Origin of the sequence: Pedobacter sp. JY14-1, from assembly GCF_029269825.1 — a bacterium.
Lineage (GTDB): Bacteria > Bacteroidota > Bacteroidia > Sphingobacteriales > Sphingobacteriaceae > Pedobacter.
Genome location: NZ_JARJHU010000005.1, coordinates 201,086 through 223,286, shown reverse-complemented (window position 1 = coordinate 223,286; position 22,201 = coordinate 201,086). Strand labels below are relative to the sequence as shown.

15 protein-coding genes and 1 tRNA gene are annotated in these 22,201 nt (G+C 48.1%); 5 read left to right on the top strand and 11 right to left on the bottom strand.

The features are described 5' to 3' along the window. Position 1: 1 nt before the first annotated feature. The 6 genes from P2W84_RS11395 to P2W84_RS11370 all read right to left on the bottom strand — a co-directional run bounded on the left by P2W84_RS11395 (position 2) and on the right by P2W84_RS11370 (position 6,080). Complete coding sequence (locus tag P2W84_RS11395; protein ID WP_276090262.1) at positions 2-1,177, bottom strand: acetyl-CoA C-acyltransferase; 1,176 nt, start codon at positions 1,175-1,177, stop codon at positions 2-4. A gap of 195 nt (positions 1,178-1,372) precedes the next feature. Beyond that, a tRNA-Ser gene (locus tag P2W84_RS11390) sits at positions 1,373-1,459 on the bottom strand. An 80-nt stretch (positions 1,460-1,539) separates the two neighbouring features. Continuing rightward, positions 1,540-3,546, bottom strand: a complete 2,007-nt coding sequence (locus tag P2W84_RS11385; RefSeq protein WP_276090695.1) for an HDIG domain-containing metalloprotein — start codon at positions 3,544-3,546, stop codon at positions 1,540-1,542. Between the two features lie 265 nt (positions 3,547-3,811). Then, the gene (locus P2W84_RS11380; RefSeq protein ID WP_276090261.1) at positions 3,812-4,000 is read right to left on the bottom strand and encodes a hypothetical protein; all 189 of its coding nucleotides are present in this window, start codon (positions 3,998-4,000) and stop codon (positions 3,812-3,814) included. A 57-nt stretch (positions 4,001-4,057) separates the two neighbouring features. Next, positions 4,058-5,389, bottom strand: coding sequence for a HAMP domain-containing sensor histidine kinase (locus P2W84_RS11375; RefSeq protein ID WP_276090260.1), 1,332 nt, complete (start codon positions 5,387-5,389; stop codon positions 4,058-4,060). A 4-nt stretch (positions 5,390-5,393) separates the two neighbouring features. Next, a complete protein-coding gene (locus P2W84_RS11370; RefSeq protein ID WP_276090259.1) occupies positions 5,394-6,080 on the bottom strand; it encodes a response regulator transcription factor in 687 nt (228 codons plus the stop codon). Positions 6,081-6,206: 126 nt separating this feature from the next. Between P2W84_RS11370 and P2W84_RS11365 the strand changes: the two genes are divergently transcribed. Then, positions 6,207-6,548, top strand: coding sequence for a hypothetical protein (locus P2W84_RS11365; RefSeq protein WP_276090258.1), 342 nt, complete (start codon positions 6,207-6,209; stop codon positions 6,546-6,548). Positions 6,549-6,563: 15 nt separating this feature from the next. Here P2W84_RS11365 and P2W84_RS11360 read toward each other — a convergent pair whose 3' ends face one another. Continuing rightward, positions 6,564-7,289, bottom strand: coding sequence for a class I SAM-dependent methyltransferase (locus P2W84_RS11360; protein WP_276090257.1), 726 nt, complete (start codon positions 7,287-7,289; stop codon positions 6,564-6,566). Between the two features lie 132 nt (positions 7,290-7,421). On the opposite strand from P2W84_RS11360, the gene P2W84_RS11355 reads away from it, so the two are divergent. After that, positions 7,422-8,315 (top strand): LysR family transcriptional regulator, encoded by an 894-nt coding sequence (locus P2W84_RS11355; RefSeq protein WP_276090256.1) that lies wholly within the window; start codon positions 7,422-7,424, stop codon positions 8,313-8,315. Here P2W84_RS11355 and P2W84_RS11350 read toward each other — a convergent pair. Both P2W84_RS11350 and P2W84_RS11345 read right to left on the bottom strand, forming a co-directional pair. After that, on the bottom strand, positions 8,282-9,715 hold the full coding sequence (locus P2W84_RS11350) for a S41 family peptidase (RefSeq protein WP_276090255.1): 1,434 nt from the start codon (positions 9,713-9,715) through the stop codon (positions 8,282-8,284). The genes P2W84_RS11355 and P2W84_RS11350 overlap by 34 nt on opposite strands. 36 nt (positions 9,716-9,751) lie before the next feature. After that, a complete protein-coding gene (locus tag P2W84_RS11345) occupies positions 9,752-11,875 on the bottom strand; it encodes a PQQ-binding-like beta-propeller repeat protein (RefSeq protein WP_276090254.1) in 2,124 nt (707 codons plus the stop codon). A 235-nt stretch (positions 11,876-12,110) separates the two neighbouring features. On the opposite strand from P2W84_RS11345, the gene P2W84_RS11340 reads away from it, so the two are divergent. Both P2W84_RS11340 and P2W84_RS11335 read left to right on the top strand, forming a co-directional pair. Further along, on the top strand, positions 12,111-14,141 hold the full coding sequence (locus P2W84_RS11340; protein ID WP_276090253.1) for a beta-L-arabinofuranosidase domain-containing protein: 2,031 nt from the start codon (positions 12,111-12,113) through the stop codon (positions 14,139-14,141). Positions 14,142-14,160: 19 nt separating this feature from the next. Continuing rightward, positions 14,161-16,242, top strand: coding sequence for a hypothetical protein (locus tag P2W84_RS11335; RefSeq protein ID WP_276090252.1), 2,082 nt, complete (start codon positions 14,161-14,163; stop codon positions 16,240-16,242). Between the two features lie 7 nt (positions 16,243-16,249). On the opposite strand, the gene P2W84_RS11330 is transcribed toward P2W84_RS11335, so the two are convergent. Continuing rightward, entirely contained in the window at positions 16,250-17,023 is a 774-nt protein-coding gene (locus P2W84_RS11330; RefSeq protein ID WP_276090251.1) for a response regulator, read from the bottom strand. Continuing rightward, positions 17,008-20,199: a sensor histidine kinase gene (locus P2W84_RS11325; RefSeq protein WP_276090250.1), complete on the bottom strand. Its 3,192-nt coding sequence runs from the start codon at positions 20,197-20,199 to the stop codon at positions 17,008-17,010. Before P2W84_RS11325 ends, P2W84_RS11330 begins: the two co-directional genes overlap by 16 nt. 152 nt (positions 20,200-20,351) lie before the next feature. On the opposite strand from P2W84_RS11325, the gene P2W84_RS11320 reads away from it, so the two are divergent. Then, on the top strand, positions 20,352-22,190 hold the full coding sequence (locus P2W84_RS11320) for a sugar-binding domain-containing protein (RefSeq protein ID WP_276090249.1): 1,839 nt from the start codon (positions 20,352-20,354) through the stop codon (positions 22,188-22,190). Positions 22,191-22,201 lie beyond the last annotated feature (11 nt).

Below are 22,201 nucleotides of genomic sequence, written 5' to 3'. Positions count from 1 at the left end.
TTTAAAGCCGTTCAACAACGATTGCACTGGCCCCGCCGCCGCCGTTACAAATACCCGCTACACCGATCTTTCCCTCATTTTGCGCCAGCACAGAAAGCAATGTGACTACGATCCTTGCACCAGAGGCACCCAGTGGATGCCCCAGTGCAACTGCACCGCCGTTGACATTCACTTTAGCCCCGTCCAGTCCGAGCTCCTTGTTGTTTGCCAGTGAAACTACAGAAAAAGCTTCATTAATTTCAAAAAAATCTACATCGGAAAGCTGTTTTCCCGCCCTGTTTAAGGCCAGTGGGATTGCTTTCGACGGAGCAGTAGTAAACCACTCCGGTGCCTGCTGTGCATCTGCATAAGCCAGCACCCTTGCCATTGGTTTCAGGCCCAGTTCCTTGGCCTTATCCGCATTCATCAGTACCAGGGCAGCTGCTCCGTCATTTAATGTTGATGCATTGGCGGCGGTCACCGTACCGTCTTTTTTAAAGACCGGTTTCAGTCCGCTGATCTTGTCAAATTTTACTGTGAAGGGTTCCTCGTCCTTGTCTATCAGGCTGATTTCACCTTTGCGGTCCTTTATTTCAATAGCCACCAGTTCATTGCTGAACCTGCCCGACTGCTGCGCAGCCTGGGCCCGCTGGTATGAACTTACTGCAAAAGCATCCTGTTCTTCACGGCTGATATGGCATGCACTGGCGCACAGTTCAGCCGCTGAACCCATGTGGTAATCGTTGTAAACATCCCAAAGTCCGTCTTTCAGCAGGCCATCGGTCAGTTGCCCATGGCCGAGCCTATAGCCCATACGCGCTTTATCCAGGTAATAAGGTACATTACTCATGCTTTCCATGCCGCCTGCAACGACAATATCGTTTTCGCCAAGCGCAATACTCTGTGCGGCCAGCATAATGGCCTTGGTACCTGATGCACATACTTTATTGACAGTGGTCGAAGGTACGTCCGGTAATCCCGCAAATTTAGCAGATTGCGTTGCGGGAGCCTGGCCCAGCCCGGCCGGCAACACATTGCCCATATATACTTCCTGAACTGCACCGGGACTGATGCCGGCCCTTTCAACGGCTGCCTTAATGGCAAAACCACCCAGCTGGGTTGCCGAAAAACCGGCCAGTGAACCCCCAAAACTGCCTATTGGTGTACGTACCGCTGAAACAATGACTACTTCTCTCATGCTTATATTAAGTTAGTTAAAGCCAAAGTTAGGGAATTTTAACCTTGGACTACTACATCTGCAGTCATTTTGGGTTTAAGCGAGTTACCCGAACTTGAAGTTATCTGATCTTATGGTTAGCTATTAAGTCCGGATAGGATTATACTATAAATAAAAAGCGCGTGTTCCAGGAACACGCGCTTTTAAAAGTTTTTGCGGAGAGAGCGGGATTCGAACCCGCGGTACCGTTTCCAGTACGACAGTTTAGCAAACTGTTCCTTTCGGCCTCTCAGGCACCTCTCCTTTAACCTCCGTTTGGGGTCTGCAAATATAGTAATTCAAAGACTACTGCAAAAAAAAAGTCAAATCTTTAACCATAAAAATTACAGGTTTTGCGGATAGTCAATACGCACATGGTAGATGCTCATCAACATCGTCTTGAATATCAGCTTTATAGTTTCAATGTCCTTTAAAGTGAGGTCGCAATTGTCCAGTTGGTTCTGTTCCAGCTTATAGTCGATAATGCGTTCTACGAGGTCATTAATGTTCTGCGCATCCGGGTTCTTCAGGCTTCGCGACGCTGCTTCCACTGAATCTGCCAGCATCAATACGCCTGTTTCCTTGGAAAAAGGTATCGGCCCGGGATATCTGAAAATGTTTTCGTCTACGAATTTTTCCGGAGAATTCTTCAGGAAGGATTGATAGAAATAGTCTACTCGGGTATTGCCATGGTGCGTCCGGATAAAATCGATCACGCTCTCCGGCAGCTGATGTCTGCGAGTGATCTCTATGCCTTTATGCACATGCTTGATGATGATCTGCGCACTCTGCTCATAAGGCAGTTTATCGTGCGGGCTTACTCCCGTATTCTGGTTTTCAATGAAATACTGGGGGTTTTCAATTTTACCGATATCGTGGTATAGTGCTCCGGCCCGTACCAGTAACGAATTGCCGCCGATCTTGAAGATGGCGGCCTCGGCCAGGTTCGCCACCTGGAGGGAGTGCTGGAACGTACCCGGGGCCTTGAAGGCCAGTTCCCGCAATAGCTTATTGTTTGTATTGGTCAGCTCGATCAGGGCTACATCTGAAGTGATGCCAAACAACCGCTCAAAACCGTAAATCAGGGGATAGGCAAGCAATGAAAGCAGTACGCTGACGACAAAGGGCATGAAATTCGACCATTCAATCTGTTTTACAGCGCCTTCACGCAGCAGGGCAATGCCAAGAAATGAAATGAAATACGCAGATAGTATATACAATGCAGACAGCAGCAGTTGTTCTCTCTTCACCAGGTTCCGGATGCTGTAGATCGCTACCATACCCGCCGTCGTCTGATAAAACACAAACTCAAAACTGTTCGGCACGAAGAAGCCTGCGATCAGGATCACCAGTAAATGCAGGTATAAGGCGAGGCGTGTATCGAACAAGATCCGGATGATGATCGGGACGATCGCAAAAGGGATATAATACAGGCTCGGCAAGTTGAGCTTAATGGCCCAGGTCAGGGCCAGCAACATTGAGGTTGTGACCAGCAGCAGCAGCGAAAGCTGCCGGTTATCCGCGAAGATATCCTTTCGGAACAGCTTCAGGAATACCATCAGCAGGCTGGTAATGAAACCAACCAGCAGCACTTGTCCGAGGTATACAAGTGTGCTGTCGCCTATCGTCTTGGTCTGTGCCTCATAGCTTTCCTTGAAAGACTGCAGTTTCTGGAAAGTCTCTTCATCGACTACATTGTTTTTTGCAATGATCAGCTCCCCCTTCTGCACCATGCCGCGTGTAATAGAAATGCTGTTTACTGTAGTTTCCTGCAGCAAGGAGGTCATTTTTTCATCGAAAACAATATTTGGCTTAAGGTGGTCTTCAATGAGGTTTACTACCATATCCTTTATCCTAAGATCAGTAGAGGCAAACTTATCTTTAAAATACTCGAGCGCGCTGGCTGTCGTAAATACATCCTGTGTACTGTAGGTCTTGCTTACATTGTTGTCCAGTAACGAAAAATCATAATATTGTCCTTCGTTCTGGTGCCTGCTGTTGAGCGCAATGATCCCTTTATCATAAATACTGCGCAACAGCTTTACGGATGCCTGTTTATAACTTTCTTTTTCTGTTTCCGGAAGGTTGTTGCTACGCCACTTTACGTCAAACTCGGTCAGATAAGCCTCTTCAATATTGCTCCTCATCGCTCTGTTCAGGGTATAAATGGGCAGCACATTCTCCAGTGCGTCTTTTTTATCGGTACTGATCTGGGGATTGGTCTTCAGGATGGCAAAGGTGAATGGCGATATGAGGTCTTTGTTCTTCCATATCTCTCCTTTTTCAAACTCGTATCGAAATCGAGGTTGTTTGGGCAGGAACAGCGTAATGATGAACACCGAAAACACCATCATTACGTATTTGATGTTAGAAGAATACTTGCGGTAGAGTACCTTGTGAGAATTTTTCTTGATCTTTGCCAAAGCTTGCTCTTCGTTGCGGTTTCAGAATTTTATTTCAAACTTAGAAAAAATTCCATTCATTATTGCTGTTCTGCCAGTTAATGTAATTGCGTGGGTGTTTCTGTCTCTGTGCTGATGGATTAGCTGGGCTTAGATAAAAAAAACCGCCTGCTAGGAAGCAGACGGCCTTACTTAGAAATATACCAACCTGGGGCTACTTACCGGCTTTTTTAGTTTCAGTTGACTTTACTTCGGTCTTTTCTGCTTTTTTCGCTACTTTTTTATGATGTTTAGGCTTCGCAACTTCAGTTTTGGTAGCAGGTTTTGCAGCTGGAGTTGTGTTTTGTGCAAATGCGCCGAAAGTTGTTGCAACTAATGCTAACGCCAAAATTGTTTTTTTCATGTTGTTGTATTTTAGTGTTTTTTGTTAGACCAAAGTTGTACATCTAAAATGAAGATTTCATGAAGAAGGCACGGGGGTAGAAAGCTTGAAATTAATGGTGACAGTGGTACCGGTCCCTTTTTCAGACTGCATGTTGATTTCGATACCATGAAAGGCTGCTATGCTGCGTACGATGGCCAGCCCAAGACCATGACTGTCTTCTTTTTCTGAACCAAGTTTCTCAAAACGTACAAAGGCGTTTTCAATTGCCTCCTTATCCATGCCCATACCGGTATCACTGACAATGAGCATATATTGCCCGCTGCTGCTGTGGCTGGTAATGCTGACCGTGCCGCCTGGCTTGTTGTATTTGATGGCGTTGCTTACCAGGTTGGCCAGCAATGTATGAAAAAGGGATCTGTTCCCCTGGAAATGATGATCTTCATGGATTGCGGTGCCAAAATGCAGGTTCATCATGGGAAGCCTGTGTTCCAGTTCTTCATGTACATCCGCCACAGTCTGACGGACCGATATGACATCGGGTTTATCATATTGCCTGTTCTCTACCCTGGATATCAGCAGCAGACTGTTGATGAGCCCTTTCAGTCGGGCAAGGGTCTTCAGGCTTGCAAAGATCTTGTTTTCGCCTTCTGTACTCAGCTGCTCATCGTTTAACAGGTTTTCCAGGCGGGTGTTCAGTATGGAAATAGGCGTGAGTAATTCATGGGAGATATTGGCGATAAATTCCTTTTCAGTAAGAAAGAGCGTAGTGATCCTTTGCATCAGGGTGCTGATGCTTTGGTCTAATACCTTGAAATCTGTAGTGGATGTCTTAATGAGGCCGTAGTTGAAGTTAACCGGATCGTTTACCTTATTGAGTTTCCTGTCAATGATCTGGTAAAAAGGGGATAGCAGGAGGCGGGTGAAGGCAAGATCGGCCATCAGCGAAAGAATGACTGCGGCTACCATAACGGCAAGCGTAAAAATGGAAATAGTCCGCTCCAACTGGTCTACAGTGGTCATGGCTTCGCCCAGTTCCAGGCGGTATTTCTTACCCTTATAACTAAAGCTGGTTACCAGGATCTGGAATGCTTCATTATTGTCTTCAATGCTGCGTTGCTCCTGGCTGAATTTTCGTTTAACAGGTTGCTCGTCGATTTTGAGTTCCCTTACGACAATGTATTCTTCCCGCAACAGATTGTAGTCGGTAAAGGTTTTGTTGGTAAGCAGGTTTTCCAGTTCTACTCCTGAAAGATTAGTAATGAGCCTTGTTTTTTTCTGCAGCAGCCGCTGACGGATATGGTTTACGGAGATCCGGTTAATGGATACCAGTACGAGGACACCCAGTATGGCGATGACCGCCATCTTGGTCAGCGTATTATATAGGGCCAGTTTGAACTGAAGTTTCATCTGTTTATTTTTCCGGTACATTGATACGATAGCCGATGCTCCGGACGGTCTCAAACCATTCGATGGGACTATGGGCTGAGAGTTTCTTTCTCAGGTTTTTCACGTGTACATCGACAAAGTTGGAATCTGAGTTTACTTCGAGGATATCTCCCCATACATGTTCTGTGAGATTGACCCGGGAGATGATGCGGTTTTTGTTAAGGACCAGGTAATTGAAAATCTCAAACTCTTTATTGGTGAGGTTGATGCGCTGATCGTTAAAGCTGACTTTATGGTTGCCGATGTCCAGGAGAAAGTTGTGAATACTGACCTCGTTCTTTTCGAGCTTATGCTTGCGCCTGGTGATCGCATGGATCCGCGCAAGAAGCTCGGTGAGCGAAAAGGGTTTCGTCAGGTAGTCGTCCGCACCGGCTTCCAATCCATTGATGCGGTCATTCACTTCACCGCGTGCGGTGAGGACAATAACGGCATCTTCCCGGCCGGGCAATTGTTTGAGACCATTCAGAAGTGTCAGACCGTCGCCGTCTGGCAGGCCGAGGTCAAGCAGGATAAAGTCGTAATTATTGACGAAGATCTTCTCTTCTGCGGTTGCTTTCTTCCAGGCGTGTTCTATCGTATAACCTTCTTTGCCCAGAAAAACTGCCATTTCCAGAGCCAGTGTCTTTTCGTCTTCAACGATCAGGATGTTCATAAAGAAAATGATTAGCGGGATTGAAGCTAGTTAATTTTCTTCAGCTGTATAGTTTAAATTGTAGCATTTTGACGGAATAATTCGTCTGAACTCAACAAGCATATCCCCTATTCCAAATTAGCAACTATGAAAAAATACATCGTTTACTTCTTTTGTTTGTTTGCTGTTGCGACCTTTGTTGCTTGCAAAATGGATGCCCTGGAGGTGACTAAGGATAGTTACTATATCCAGGTCAATGCAGGGCCACAGACCGACCCGCTGATCATCACGGCGACTACTTTGATGCTGAGACCTGGCGGTATAGCGGATATTATGCCGGGCGGGGACATTGTCTGGAGGGGTACTTATAAGATCAGCGGGAAGCGGCTGACGGTAACGGTGAAGGAGCTGGAAACTAAATTTCGCTTTACCATCGTATCCGCTACAGAACTGCATGGCGAGGGCGGGTCTGTGCTGAGGCTGCAGTGACCAGGACAGGCTTGTTTACCTGATGCCGCCGAAGGCTGCGAAACGGCTGTTCTTGTGCAGTACTTCGGTATAGCTAAAGCCGACTTTGCGCATGAGGGCCAGCTGGAAACTGACTGATCTCGGAGTGTCTTCTGCTTCAATATAATCAAGTACCTTTTTGCGGTATTCCGGCCCGCCAAGGCTTTCCAGGTATTTGCCATATTGTTCTTCAAAGACCGCCTCGAGAGCAGGATGGTCCTGGCTGATGAGGTCGGAAATCCAGAAGCTGCCGCCCGGTTTTAAGGCGCGGTAAATGTTGCTGAAAACAGTTTCCCAGTCTGCATCATTGCGCAGATGGTGCATGACGGCACCAGCAAGTACAATGTCATAGCTGTTTTCGGGGAGTTCCTGGTGCAGGATATCGGTCTGGATGGCTTCGATATTACCTTTTGTAGCCGGGGCGATGCGCTCTTTTGCCTTTCTGAGCATGGGACAGCTGAGATCGATCAGCGTACAGTTAATATCAGGTATCCTCTCCAGCATTTTCAAGGTATAGTTCCCTGCCCCGCAACCTATGTCCAGCAGTTCCTTTGCAAGGGGATTTACATGATAAGCGGCACTGGTGATCAGGTCCAGGCAGAGGGCGGCGTCAATGATGGTTACTTGCCCGGTTTCCAGGTTAGAAAATCGTTCAACATCGTTGTCGAACCGTTCTCTGATCTGTGCTATGGTCGACTTGTTGTGGTGCTTGTTTGCTTTCATGGTGATCTGGTTTTACTTTAAAGTGCCTTTATTGGTATTGTTGAACCAAAAGTAATGGCATTTGTGATAGCTTAAAAATATCAATTTTATCAATTATTGATATCTTTATGGTATTGATTGATGCTTGTATACATGGAATTACGTCACCTGGTTTATTTTAAGATGGTTGCTGAAGAACTGCATTTCAGGAATGCAGCGGCAAAACTGTTTATCTCCCAACCTCCGCTGAGCCGCCAGATACGCGAGCTGGAAGAAGAGCTTGGTGCGGTGCTTTTTGAGAGGAACAATAAGCGGGTGGCACTGACTCCTGCCGGCGCATATTTCAAGGTGCTGACGGACGAAATATTGTCAAGACTGAATGAGGGAAAGCAGGTGGTCAGACAGCTCCATGAAAACCTGAGCGGCGAGCTGAAGATCGGATACATCAGTTCGACGGGCCAGTCGCAGCTAATGACAGTCCTGCACCGGATGCATGAGGTTTTCCCTTTCCTGAAGGTGAAGCTGTATGAAGTTCCGACCGTAAAACAAGTGGCTGCTCTTGAGGAAGGGAAACTAGACATCGGGATCATGAGGGCACCGGTTGGCTCTGAAAAACTGGAGGTGACCAGCCTGTTCAGGGACGGTTTTATTGCGGTTACGCCTCCCGGTTGGCCGCAACCGGAAGGCCCTGAAACAATTGGCCCTTTATTAAAACAAGGTCCTTTCATCTTTTTCAACAGCGATTATGCGCCGGTCTACCATCAGAAGCTGGTAGAGATCTGTCATCGGTTGGGTTTTGTCCCTGCGATAACACATGAAGCAAATACGGTACATTCTATATTGCAGCTTGTGGCGCATGGCGCCGGGATTTCCATACTCCCGGCCTCACTTTCCTCCCAGGTGCAGGCACTGGGCCTGAGCTGCTGGGCATTGGCGCATTTGCCTGTTGATACGGAGATCGTGATGGTTTGCAGAAAAGATAAGAATGAGGCGGTGACCTGGTTTGTAGAAAATTACCGCGATTTCTTTAAGTCTTCTACGATATAGTCTAACCATTCATTTTCTGGTTTGTTGATCATCACATCTGGTTTGAAGCCGGTTAGGTCAATAGGAGCCTGATCCGTCCATGCCGATTTTGCAATAGGAATCATCAAAACCATTTCATTACAGGGCAGGGGTGTCCGGGAAGTAGGACCTTCATAGTCCATCATGCCTACAGTGTTGCTGCCATACCGCGTGGTTTTACGGCTCTGTTTCATCAGATAGAAGAAGTATTCTGCGGAACTGCCACAAAGTCCGTCGGTGATCAGCGCTACCTTTTCAGGTTTCTGTAACACAGCATCAACAGGAATGGTCAGTGATGGTATAGGATAAAATGTTGCCTTTGAGCTGGGTAGTTCGTCATATGCCTTTTTTAACCGGGCTACCAGTTCGTCCGTATAGTATTTTTTCATTTCCCCCGGTAATGGCTGCGTTACAAAATACTCGAGTTCTGAACGCCTTAGCCTGACATTGTCAGGGGAGACCCGGAGCATAACTGAGTCCTGACTGATCGGATTGGTCATGACATAAGGAAGCAGATTGCTCCACCCAGAGTTACCACCGCCATTTCCCCTGAGGTCAATAATGAGGTACTTGCTGTTCCGGATCGCTTTATCGCTAGTTGCCACGAGTTTCTCTATCTTACTGTCGTTATTATAAAAGGTAGGTATCCTGATGTATGCGGTCTGGGTATCGAGCTGTTTGAAGTCTAGTCCGTTGTTGTGGTTTCGCCAGGTGGCCAGCTCGGATTTTTCTGCGGTGCTCATTGGTGTGGAACTGATCCGGCCATAAAGCGCAAAGTTCCATAGCTGCAGAAGAGCACCTCGCTGCCGGGCATAAAAGTCGAGTGTACTGAAGACGTTGTATTGTTTCAGCAGAAAACCTTTTTCATGTGGCTGGAGGGTGAAGTAGACCAGCCCCTTTTTTAAGGTAGTGTCCCTGGACTCCAGTACAATTGCCTTATAGATATTTCCGGCGTATTTGCGGATCCCAAGTTTCAGCGTACTATCGGGGTTGATCCATATACCTTCAGGACTGTTTCTTGCAGGCTTCAGGTTGCTGAACATGGCTTCGTTGGCAGGAATGATTTCACCTGCAGGGAGCTTGCTGCTCATGAAACTCAGGCTGAAATGTTTGTCGTTAAAGAACCTTACATATTCGCGGCAAAGTTCGAAGCAGTTTTTATTGTCTGCTGATGTTCTCGCCTTATTCTTTAAGGAGCTGACCAGCCGATTGTATTCGGGCCGGTTCTTCGCTGTGACCTTTACCGGGAAACCCGCATAGTTCGCTTCTGTCTTAGCAATGGTTTCATTTATGTTGGCCGGGCAATCGCAGCTTTTTTCCTGGGCATAAGCACGAATTGACAGAATTGAAGTGAAGATGAGCAGAGAGATGTTGAGTTTCATTTGATTTTTGTTTTTTTTTTCTTTCTTTCAAAATAATTAGTCCTTCAAAGTGTAAGCTACATAACTGTCGCCTTTGCGGGTGCCGAGTTTGGAACCTCCGCAGGCAATGACGACGTACTGGCGGCCATTTACTTCGTAGGTGCTGGGAGTGGCATAACCCGCTGCTGGCAGCTGAGTTTGCCAAAGCTGCATTCCGGTCTTTTTATCGAAGGCGCGGAACATGCCGTCTTTGGTTGCAGCAATGAACAGGAGGCCGCTGGCGGTGACTACGGGGCCACCGTAATTTTCAGTGCCTGTCGGGGCAATGCCTTTTGCGGTCAGTTCCGGAAGTTCGCCCAAGGTTTTCTGCCAGAGGTGCTTCCCGGTGTTCAGGTCTATTGCAGTGAGTGTTCCCCAGGGTGGAGTGATGGCAGGATAGCCATTGTTGTCCAGGAATTTGTTATAACCATTGAATTTATAAGGGTTTCCAGAGGTTTTCCGGTTTCCGGTATTCAATGAAGATGGCGCCTCAGTTTTTTCTTCTCCGAAAAGGAAATCGATAATGGTCTGGCGTTCTGCCGGCGTAATACCGGTGAAGCCTGGCATCATGCCTTTACCGCTGCGGATGAGGTTATCGATTTCCCTCCTTTGCTTCCTGGATCTGATATCGGTGAGTGCAGGATAGCCGCTTTTAGGATTGCCCCTGCGTTCCTGGCCATGGCATGATGCACAGGTATTGTTGTACAGCAAGTGTCCTGGCGACAAGCCCGTCTGTGCTGCATTATCTTCCCTGTGGCTCAGGCTGAACAGCCAGGGCATTTCGTTGGAATTTACATAAAGCACACCCTCGGGATCTGCTGCGGCACCTCCCCATTCGGCACCACCGTCTGCACCCGGAAAGATCAGTGTTTCGGTATTGATCGCCAGGGGCCGGTAGGTTCCCTTCCGGGCTTTACGGAAGGTCTCTAAAAGTTCCTGCCGGTTATCTGCGATATTGCTGATTTCTTTTTCTGTAATGTTTTGCCGCGAAAAAGGGAGAGGCATTCTTGGGATAGGCTGTGTGGGCCAGGTTTGCTCACCTGGGACATCAGATGCGGGGAAGGGTTTTTCATCGATCGGGAAAATTGGTTTACCGGTCAGCCTGTCGAACACAAATACGTAACCATGCTTTGTGACCTGGGCAACGGCATCGGTTTTTCTGCCGTTGCGGGTAACCTGCACCAGATTAGGTGGTGCAGGAAGGTCTCTGTCCCACACGTCATGGTGCACCAGTTGGTAGTACCAGATGAGGTTTCCGGTTCGGGCGTTGATGGCAAGCAGGCAATTGGCATAGAGGTTTTTGCCTTTGCGGTTTCCGCCGTAAAAATCGAATGCGGCAGAACCGGTAGGTACAAATAACATCCCCCTCTTTTTATCTACCGCGATACCCGACCAATTGTTGGTGGCACCGACCTCGGCTCTGCTCTTGATGTCGGCCGGCCAGGTTTCTGCTCCGGGTTGTCCGCAATCTGGTATGGTCTTGAAAACCCAGGCGAGTTTTCCCGTTTTTACGTTGAAGGCCTGCAGGTAACCGATGGCGGCCCCTTCTTCTTCGCCTACCCGGAGTGGCATGACGATGAGATCTTCAAACAAAGCGCCAGGTGTATTAGAAATGACAAATCGGTCTTTTGCATTGGCTTCCAGACCAGTACGCAGGCTTACCCGGCCAAGTTCGCCGAAACTGTCTACTGGTTTTCCGGTCTGTGCATTCAGCGCATACAGAAAGGAATCATAAGCGTACAGAATGCGCTTTTCATTGCCGTTACTCCAGTAAGTAAGGCCTCGGTTGGTATTTGACGTAGGTTGTCCCGAAGGGCGAAACCTCCATTTTTCTGCTCCAGTTGCTGCATCTAAGGCAAAAGCATGGTTGGAAGCGGTTACACCATAAAGTGTGCCTGCGATAACGATCGGATTGCATTGTACCTGGCCTGAATCCGCAGAATGATATTCCCAGGCCTTTTCCAGGTTTTTAACATTGCGGGCATTGATCTGCTTCAGCGGAGAATAATGATTGCGATCACTTCCGCCCAGATATTCGGGCCATTCAACAGAGGAGTTTTCCTGCTGAAACGTAAGGGTGTAACCCAGAGACAGAGAAGAAATGGCAGAGATGCCGCAAATGATGATTGTTTTCAGGTTCATTTGGTTTGGCCGGATACGGGAGTATGGCGGTTTGCCAAATTAGCATAATACACCAGTATTTTCAAGTACTTCCGCTAACGTGATTATATTTTTTAATCTGGGTTCCAAAGGATATCAGGGACAACATATGAATATACAATGATACAAGGGGGCGAAACTTTGAGACAGAATGTATCGCTAATTGAACTGAGGTTTGTTTTCTTTGTTTAATTTTAATTGACCAGATAGAAACCAAATGAACCGAAGAACTGTCTTTGCTGCTCTTGCATTTACTTTACTTGCATTTAAACCTGATGCACCGCGTTCTGAAAAGACGGGACAGGATCATCCTTATGTAAAACCCAGGTACACTCCGGTGGCCCTTGGTGCTATCCAGCCGCAGGGATGGTTGAAGGACCAACTGGAGACCATGCTGGCGGGTACGACCGGCCATCTTGATGAAGTTTACTGGAAGGTGAAAAATGACAATGGCTGGCTTGGCGGAAAAGGTGACGCCTGGGAGGAAACCCCCTATTGGCTTGACGGTGCAGTACCACTGGCCTGGCAGTTGAACAACGCTGCCCTGAAACAGAAGGTAATGAAATATATCAACTGGGTACTTGACAACCAACGCCCATCTGGTTACTTCGGCGGGATTACCGGTGCAGAACGGGAAGGTAAAAAGGTAGACGTACAGCATCCTGAAAACGGAGATGACTGGTGGCCGAAAATGGTGATGCTGAAGGTATTGCAGCAATATTATTCTGCAACGGGCGATCAGCGGGTAATTACCTTGATGGAGCGGTATTTTGACTATCAGAGGGCGACTTTGCAAAAAGTTAACCTGGGGAAATGGACAGAGTGGGCAGTGTCCAGGGGGCATGATAACGCAATGATGGCATTATGGCTTTATGGTATCAATGGAGATTCGTCATTGCTTGAACTGGCAGATATGATCCAGAAACAGGGTTATCAGTGGAGTGATCTGCTGAGCAACCGTGACTGGGTGATCGGTGCAGCTGCCCAGCAGAATTTTGACCACTGGCTGAACCGGCACGGCGTGAATGTAGGTATGGCACTTAAGGCGCCGGCGGTCGACTATCAGCGTACCGGCGATGCTGCCTATCTGAAAGGTCTGAAGACGGGCTTCAGGGATCTGATGACACTGCATGGCCTTCCAATGGGCATCTTTTCTGCAGACGAAGACTTACATGGTAATCATCCAACACAAGGGGTTGAACTTTGCGCTACGGTAGAAACAATGTATTCGCTGGAGAAGATTATTGAGATTACAGGTGACCACGAATATATGGATGCATTGGAACGGATGACCTTCAATGCCCTGCCGCCACAAACTACAGATGATTTCAACAATAAACAGTATTTTCAGATTGCCAACCAGGTGCAGATCAGCAGGGGAGTATTTGATTTCTCGCTACCTTTCGGGCGCGAGATGAACAATGTACTGGGAATGCGCAGCGGTTATACCTGCTGTCTCGCCAATATGCACCAGGGCTGGACAAAGTATGTGCAGAGCTTGTGGTACCATACGGCTTCTGGCGGGCTTGCCGCACTTGTGTATGGGCCTAATACGCTGAAAACAAAGGTAAACGGACAGGAAGTGAGCATTCGCGAGAATACCAGTTATCCTTTCCAGGATGAGATCAATTTTGAATTCTCAACGAATAAGGCGGTAAGTTTTCCGCTGGAACTGCGCATACCTTCATGGTGCAAAGAAGCCAAGGTATTGATCAACGGGGTGGAGGTACAGGCGGCGAAAGGCGGTAGCCTGATTACACTCTCCCAGAGTTGGAAAAATAAAGACAAAGTGACACTGAAGATACCGATGCACCTGAGCACTTCCAACTGGGGCCGCAATTCGAGGACAGTAGAACGCGGGCCGCTGGTATATGCACTTAAGCTGGAAGAACGCTGGGAAAAGGGGAACCAGAAGGAAGAAGGTGATTATTTCAGTGTGTTCCCAAAATCGGACTGGAATTATGGTCTGCTTGAGAATATTGTGAAGAACCCTGAGCAGAACTTGCTGGTGAAAACAAAACCCCTGCAGTCTAAGTTTGTATGGAACCTGCAGAACGCACCTGTTGAGATCACTGCGAAAGGTAAAAAGATTCCTTCATGGAAAGTACTGGAAGGAGTTGCACGGCAGCCGGTTACCGACAGAGAAGGATTGTACAAGGGAGAAGTAGAACAGCGGGAAGAGACACTTACACTTGTGCCGTTTGGCTTTACAAAGGTGCGTATAGTAGCTTTCCCGGTAGTAAAATAGAAACTAACAGATTGAGCTGATGAGGTTGTTTTTGTCTTTTTTTGCGGTACTGTTGCTGACCGCTACAGGTTTCGCCCAGATCAGGGTAGATTCCAGGAATTTTAATTCAGGTAATGAAGCTGTCTTTCAGCAGAAGGGAAATCTGCTGGAGTTGAGCTGGCCTGCCGGTACCGGTCAGCGTGGTACTGTTGTCTTTGACCTGAATGCCGGTAAACCGCTTTTTCAGTCGGTAAGCCTTAGCGGGAAAAACGCTAAAAGGCAGGTAGCTTCCGGTTTGGACCCGGTATTTCTGCTCAGTATCGGCAAGCGCGATCTGCTGTCGCAAAATGGCTGGAATATTTTCTTCGATAAAGTGCCCCAAAAGCCATATAAAAGCTTCACGGCAGTGTTGAAGAAATCTTCCGCTGCGGTGAGCAGTACGGGCAGCCGGACGGTGGTAACTATCGGAAATATCAGCGCTGACCGGTTCAGTGGAAAACTCGAAGTTACCTTTTATAACGGAAGCCCCCTGTTCAATATCGCTGCAGTGATGCGCACAGATACGGATGCGACTGCGATGGTGTATGACGCTGGCCTGGTAAGCAGGGCAGGAGAATGGAAAGAGATCTCCTGGACAGACACGGATGAACAACTGAAACACGTGCCTTTTTTGGCTGCTGACACCGCGCGTAACCTTGCGGTAAAGTACAGGACGATCGCTGCAAGCACAAGTGGTGGCACACTAGCGGTATTTCCGGCTCCTCACCAGTATTTTTATCCTTTGGATGAGGCTTTTAACCTGAAATTCGTATGGCACGGGGCCGGCTACAGGAAAATGACGGATGGGTATGGTATCGGTATCAGGCAGGAGCTGAAAGGTGATAACCGTTTCGTACCCTGGTTCAATACACCTCCCGGAACCTCTCAGCGCCTGAATTTCTTTTGCCTCATCGGCGACCAGGGAGCCGAACCGGCACTTGCGGCAGTTAAGCAGTTTACCAGGAAAGACCGTTATGCCAGTATTCCTGGCTTTAAGACGATGTCCAGTCACTTTCATAACGAATTCATTATGAGTGTAGTTCTTGCCAATAAGCCGGTGCCGGATTCACCTGACTTTGTAAAGGTTTTCAAGCGTACGGGAATTGACATGGTGCATTTAGGTGAGTTCCATTATACAGCGCACCCCCGTGGTCCGGACCCGCAAAGGCTGTTGGAACTTAAGGCTTTGTTTGAGCAATGCCGCAGGCTTTCAGACAAACAGTTTCTGCTGATGCCGGGAGAAGAACCGAATGAGTTTTTTGGAGGGCACTGGCTGCAGATTTTTCCGAAGCCGGTTTACTGGATCATGTCCAGGAAACAGGGAACTCCTTTCTCTGAGGAGGTACCTGGATATGGTAAGGTATATCATGTTGGCGATAAGGAGGATATGCTAAGGTTGCTGAAGGAGGAAAAGGGACTGGCCTGGACTGCGCATCCCCGCACAAAAGGCTCTGTCAACGCGCCGGATATCTACAACCATGAGGATTTTTTCAAATCTGACCGTTTTATGGGAGCGGCCTGGAAAGCTATGCCGGCTGATCTTTCCTCGCCAAGGCTGGGCAAGAGAGTCCTCGACCTGATGGACGACATGAACAATTGGGGCGACAGGAAAACGGTGATCGCCGAAGCCGATCTCTTTACGATCACTCCGGAAAATGAAATGTACGCGCACCTGAATGTCAACTATCTGATGCTTGATGAGCTGCCTGAATTTGACAAGGGTTGGCAACCTGTGCTGGATGCGATGCAGCACGGGAGGTTCTTTTCTACAACAGGTGAGGTATTGATGCCGGAGTTGACTGTGAATGGCAAGCGTTCAGGAGAGGAGCTGGTTTTGAATGCAGATGGAACCGCCAATGTAAGGCTTAAACTAGGCTGGACCTTTCCGATGAATTTCGTGGAGATCATTTCAGGTGACGGGGAAAAGGTATATCGCGAGAAGGTCGATATGAGTAAGACAAAAGCATTTGGAGAACAGGTGTTTCAGCTGAAGCCTGTGCTGAAAGGAAGAAAGTGGCTTCGGGTAGAGGCCTGGGATGTCGCAGCGAATGGTGCCTTCAGCCAGACTTTTTATATTCGGTAGTATAAATTTAACCGGCTGGGTTTTTCAGGTAATCAGTAGGTGACATGCCAAACTGTTTCTGAAAATTCCGGCCGAACTGTGTCTGGGAACTGTAACCTACCATTTCTGCGATCTCATAGATTTTCAGCACACCGCCATTTAGCAATTCTACAGCCTTTCTTAACCGGGCAAGGTTGATCAGTTCGTTCGGACTGAGGTCAGAGATTGCCTTTACCTTACGGTAAAAGGTAGGCCGGCTCATGTGCAGACTATCCGCCAGATGGTCTACATCCAGGTCAGGGTTGCTGATGTTGGCATTGATGACCTGTCTGAGTTTTTCCAGGAACAGGTCATCTGAGCGTGTAGGTGCCAGACCCCTGGACTGAGGTGGTGCTGCACTGGAAAAATAAGCCTTGACCTTATCTCTGTTTTTTAGCAGGTTCAAAATCTGGACAGCAAGGAACTCAGGAGAAAAAGGCTTTTCAACATAGGCGTCTGCACCGAGCTCTAAGCCTTCTATCTTGGATTGCAGTGTGTTTTTTGCGGTTAGCAGGATAACAGGGACATGACTGTACTCAAGACCGGATTTGATCGCCGCGCAGAGTTCAAACCCATCCATCTCCGGCATCATAATGTCGCTGACCACGAGGTCTACGGATTCTGAATCGAGTATGTTCAGCGCCTTTTTGCCATTCAAAGCGGTCAGTATATGATACCTGTCCCCCAGGTCATCCGACAGGAACTCGAGGATATCTTCGTTATCATCGACCAACAGCAGGGTGTGACTCAGGTTTTTTTCCATTTACTGTTCAGGTTAAATTCAATCAGCTGATGTACCGGTAGTGTCAATACAAATATATTAAATCCCGTATTGTTTTTTTCGGCGATCAGCGAGCCATTGTGCAGCTCTGCAAGAGACCTGGCCAGGGACAAACCGATGCCGGTACCACGTTGTACTTCAGTTTCTCTCGCCCTGAAAAAAGGCTGGAAGATCTTTTCCCGAAGGTCTTCCGAAATGGGTCTGCCGTCACTGGCTACGGTGATACTGAGCTGATCTGCATCGCGTGCAGGTTTTTTCAGCGTTACGGTTACGGTTGATCTTCCATACTTAATGGCGTTGTCGATCAGGTTGCCCATGATCTTGTAAAAGGCTTCCAGATCGATGTAAGCCTGTACAGGAGCATCAGGTACATGTACCTGGTAACGGTGCCCTTTTTGTTCGGCGATCAGCTGGAAGCTGGAGGCAATATCCTTCAGTACCTCTGTGATATTGGTCTTTACAAAGTTGAGGGAAAATCCCTTGGTTTCTGTTTTCCGGAAATCAAGCAACTGGTTGGTCAGCTCCAACAAACGTCCCGTGTGCTTGTTCATGACATTCAGGTTCTTCTCCATATCCGGCACTTCGGCAGCACGTTTCATGAGTTTTTCCATAGGGGCCCTGATCAGGGTAAGCGGGGTCCGGATCTCGTGAGCGATATTGGTGAAGAACTCTATCTTGGCATGGTAAATCTCCTTTTCCTTTTCATTCTCAAAGACTTCCATCCGGCGGGCGTTCCGGCGCTCGATACGCTTATGGTCTCTTTTGACCAGCAGGAACAAGATCAGGCCAGCGAGGAAGGTGTAAAGTGCGTAGGCCGGTCCGCTGGCCCACCAGGGCGAAAGGATATCGATTTGCATGGTGGTCTCTTTGGTGTTCCATACCCCTGAGCTATTAGATGCCTTTACCCTGAAGGTATACTTTCCGGGCGAAAGGTCGGTAAAGTAAGCTTTGCGGTTTTGTTTCAGGTAGGTCCATTCTTTGTCGATACCATCCATACGATAGGCATATTCTGTCATGGCCGGGGAGGTATAGCTCAGTGCCGCAAAATCTATGCTGAAGGAAGACTGTGTATGGTTGAGGACAATCTTTTCTGTCATTAAAATCGACCGGTCGAGCGTTGGGTCGCCGCTGTTGATCATCAGTTCCCTGTTGTTGACCTGCAATCCTGTAATGTATACCGGCGGGCGGAAGGTATCAGTCGTAAAGTCTGATGGATTGAAGCGGATCATGCCTTTCACACTGCCAAAATACATGTTCCCGTTGCTGTCCTGGTAGCATGAATTATAGTTAAACTGATCGCTGAGGAGACCATCGGCCGTGGTATAGTTCTTGATGTGCCCGTTTTTTGGGTTGAATTTGATGAGACCTTTCGAGGAACTGATCCACAGCTGGTGCTGCCGGTCTTCCAGCAGCCCGTAAATCACGTTTGCGGGAAGACCGTTTTTGATGGTATAGTTGGTAAAACGCCCCGTAGCTGGTTCCAGCCGGGAGAGTCCCGCTTCGGTAGCGATCCAGATGTTGCGGGCGTGATCTTCAAATAACCGGTTGATCCTGTTGTCAACGAGACTGTTGGCATTGCCCCGATGATTAACGAATGTACCACTTTTCCCGGTGGCCTGATTGTAATAAAAAATTCCATCGCGTACGGTCCCTATCCATATCGTGCCAGAAGTATCTTCTATAACATGTGTGTAAAACAACTGGTCCGGAATACCCGGAAAATGGCTGAAGTCATCGGTCTGCCGGTTATAGCGGTATAGCCCTTTGGTTGTCGAAAGCAGGAGCATGCCCGACCGGGTCTTGTAAACAGCGTAAATAAAGTTGCTCCTGAGCTTATTGGGTCTGCTGCTGATGTTGTAGTGGCGGATCACTTTTTCAGTGCGCAGGTCCATTACGTCGACTCCGTGCTCAAAGGTGCCGACCCAGAGCTCTTTCCCGTCGGCCAGCAATCCATGTACGTTTGAATAGGCTATGCCTGTACGGAGACCATTGGGCTTAAAATTGGTGATCTTGCCAGTGGCCAGGTTGAGTTTGTTAATGCCGGCATCTTCAGTGCCGATCCAGAGGTTGCCATTGTTGTCAGGGACAATTTCGCGTACCGCGTTACCGCTGATGGAGTTTTCACCTACCTTATGAAAAAACTTTTCAAAGGTAGCGTACTGACGGGGATAGTAATTGAGCCCCCCGAAATAAGTGTATACCCAGATGCCACCTTCGCGGTCTTTACAAAAACCATAAATGGCATTATCAGACAGAGAATAGGGATCATTGTATTGCTTTCTGAGGTTTAATACTTTGCCCCCGGATCTATCACAGATGTAAATACCAGATTCACTTGCCACCCATAGCGTGTTACTGTCTATGGCAATGAAATCACGTGCATAGATGCCAGATCCGTCTCCGGCATGAGAGAGCAGGTCTTTATAGGTCTTTTTGACGATGTCAAAGTCCTTCGCGCCCTGATCGGAAGTGCCGATGAGGATGTGGCCGTCACTGGTTGGGTAAATGTTTTCCACCCATTTAGCGGTCACGGGTGGGGATTGGTCAAATATCGGGTATTTTTTGAATCTGTCTCTGGCACTGTCGTAATGGGCCATATAGCCATCGGCAGTGGCCAGCCAAAGCTCACCGGAAGGAGTTTTACAAAAAGCGCTTACATAAAAGTTCTTTTCCGGTGGATATGCGACGGTAGTTTTTGTTTCCGGATCGTACCTGAAAAGGCTGAGCCTGGAGATAAACCACAGCCTTCCTCTTTCATCGAAAAGGATGGAGCGAATGAGTTTGTGCGGATGTTTTTCCAGCGCACTGAAGGTTTCTGTTGCGGCATTATAAGTATAAATGCCATTTTCCGTGCCGACCCAAAGCAGGCCGTTGCTGTCTTCTGCCAGGCATTGGATAGTGCTCCCGCCTATGGTTTTTGGATCATCTGCATCGTGGCGATAGACCTTGAAAGCGTAACCATCGAAGCGGTTGAGCCCGTCCTTGGTGCCGAACCACATAAAATCCTTCTTGTCCTGCAGGCTACAAAGTACCGCATTGTTGGAAAGGCCATTCTCTACCTGATATCTGCGGAAATAATAAGGCTGTGCCTGCAGGCCCGAGTAGGTCAGCAGCAGTAATATCGGCAGGTATAGTGTCTTCAGGTTCAGGCGGTGCACATCCAAACATATAGAAAATTGTGCTGATATCCTGTGGTTTTGCGATTTGAGACAAATTGCCGAAATTTTGATACAATTCGGTTTAGTACAGCCTGACAAAAGTATAATCTTTGGACTGACCATATATATTCAATTTAACCCAACAAAAAAAGATGAAGAAAAGCCATCTAATTACAGCTGCATTGTCCTGTATGTTCCTGTTTGGAAACGCACAGACTGGCTGGAAACCTGCAGGGAACAAGATCATGAGCCCATGGGCGGAGAAAATAGACCCTGCTAATGTACTTCCTGAATATCCGAGACCACAGCTTTCGCGCACCGGCAACTGGAAGAACCTGAACGGTCTGTGGGACTATGCTATCACAGGTAAGGACGCGTCTGCACCCCAAAGTTATGAAGGCAAGATACTAGTTCCTTTTGCTGTAGAATCTGCACTTTCCGGCGTAGGAAAGACACTGACGAAGGATAACCTGCTTTGGTACCATACCAGCTTTAATATCCCTTCGAATATAAAGAATACCATTTTGCTGCATTTTGGTGCCGTGGACTGGAAAACTGAAATCTGGCTGAACGGACAGAAAGTGGGTAGCCATGAAGGTGGTTTTGATCCGTTTTCCTTTGATATAACTGCCTTTGTAAAAAAGGGTGGTAAGCAGGAACTCGTCATCAGTGTGTGGGACCCGACCGATCAGGGGCCTCAGCCAAGAGGCAAACAGGTGATGAAACCTGAAGGGATCTGGTATACACCGGTGAGCGGCATCTGGCAGACGGTATGGCTGGAAGGTGTGCCTAAGACCTATATTGCTTCTACACGACAGACCCCGGACCTTGACACCAAAACACTGGCGGTATCTGCTCAGGTAGAAGGAACGGTTGCAGGTGACAAATTGCGAATTACTGCGTTTGACGGAAAAGCCAAGGTGGCTGAGCAGGAAGTTGAAGCTGGTGAAGAGGCTTCACTGCCTGTGGCAAACCCCAAATTGTGGACGCCTGATGCGCCGTTTTTATATGATCTGAAAGTGGCCGTCTTGCGTAACGGAAAGGTAGTAGACGAAGTGGGTAGTTATTTTGCGATGCGCAAGTCGTCTATCGGACCGGATAAGGAAGGTGTGCAGCGCATGCTGCTGAACGATAAGTTTGTGTTCCAGTATGGTCCGCTTGACCAGGGCTGGTGGCCTGACGGATTATATACGCCGCCGACTTATGAGGCCATGGCCTTTGATATCATCAAGACCAAGGAAATGGGCTTTAACATGATCCGTAAGCACATCAAGGTGGAACCTGCCCGCTGGTATTATGAATGCGACAAGCGCGGAGTGCTGGTATGGCAGGACATGCCAAGCGGTGACCTGGGCAACCAGTGGGAGCCTAACCTGGGATTGATGGGAGGTACTGACCAGAAACGTACACCCGAGTCTGAGGGTTATTACCGTAAGGAATGGGAGAAAATCATGAAAGACCTGCACAACTTCCCGAGCATTGTGGTATGGACACCGTTCAATGAGGCCTGGGGACAGTTTAAGACCAAAGAGATTGCAGAATGGACCAAGCAAATGGATTCGTCGCGCCTGGTGAACAGCGCGAGCGGTGGTAACCATGTGATCACTGGTGATATCGTGGACCTGCATCATTATCCTGATCCAAGGATGCCAAGGCCGGATCTTTTCGGTAAGGACCATGCGGTGGTGCTGGGCGAGTATGGCGGGCTTGGACTTCCTGTAACTGGTCATAGCTGGAAGGAAACCGATAACTGGGGTTACCAGAGCTTTAAAAACGCGGATGAGCTTTTTGCAAAATATGCTTCTTTCCTGGACAGAATGGACGAGCTGGTGCGGAAAGGACTATCTGCTGCGGTTTATACCCAGACTACTGATGTGGAGAATGAAACTAACGGGCTCATGACCTATGACCGCAAAGTGATCAAAGTTCCGGTAGAGAAACTGAAACAAGCGACCGATAAATTGTATACGCATTCCTCGGTAATGCCATAGTTTAGAACAGC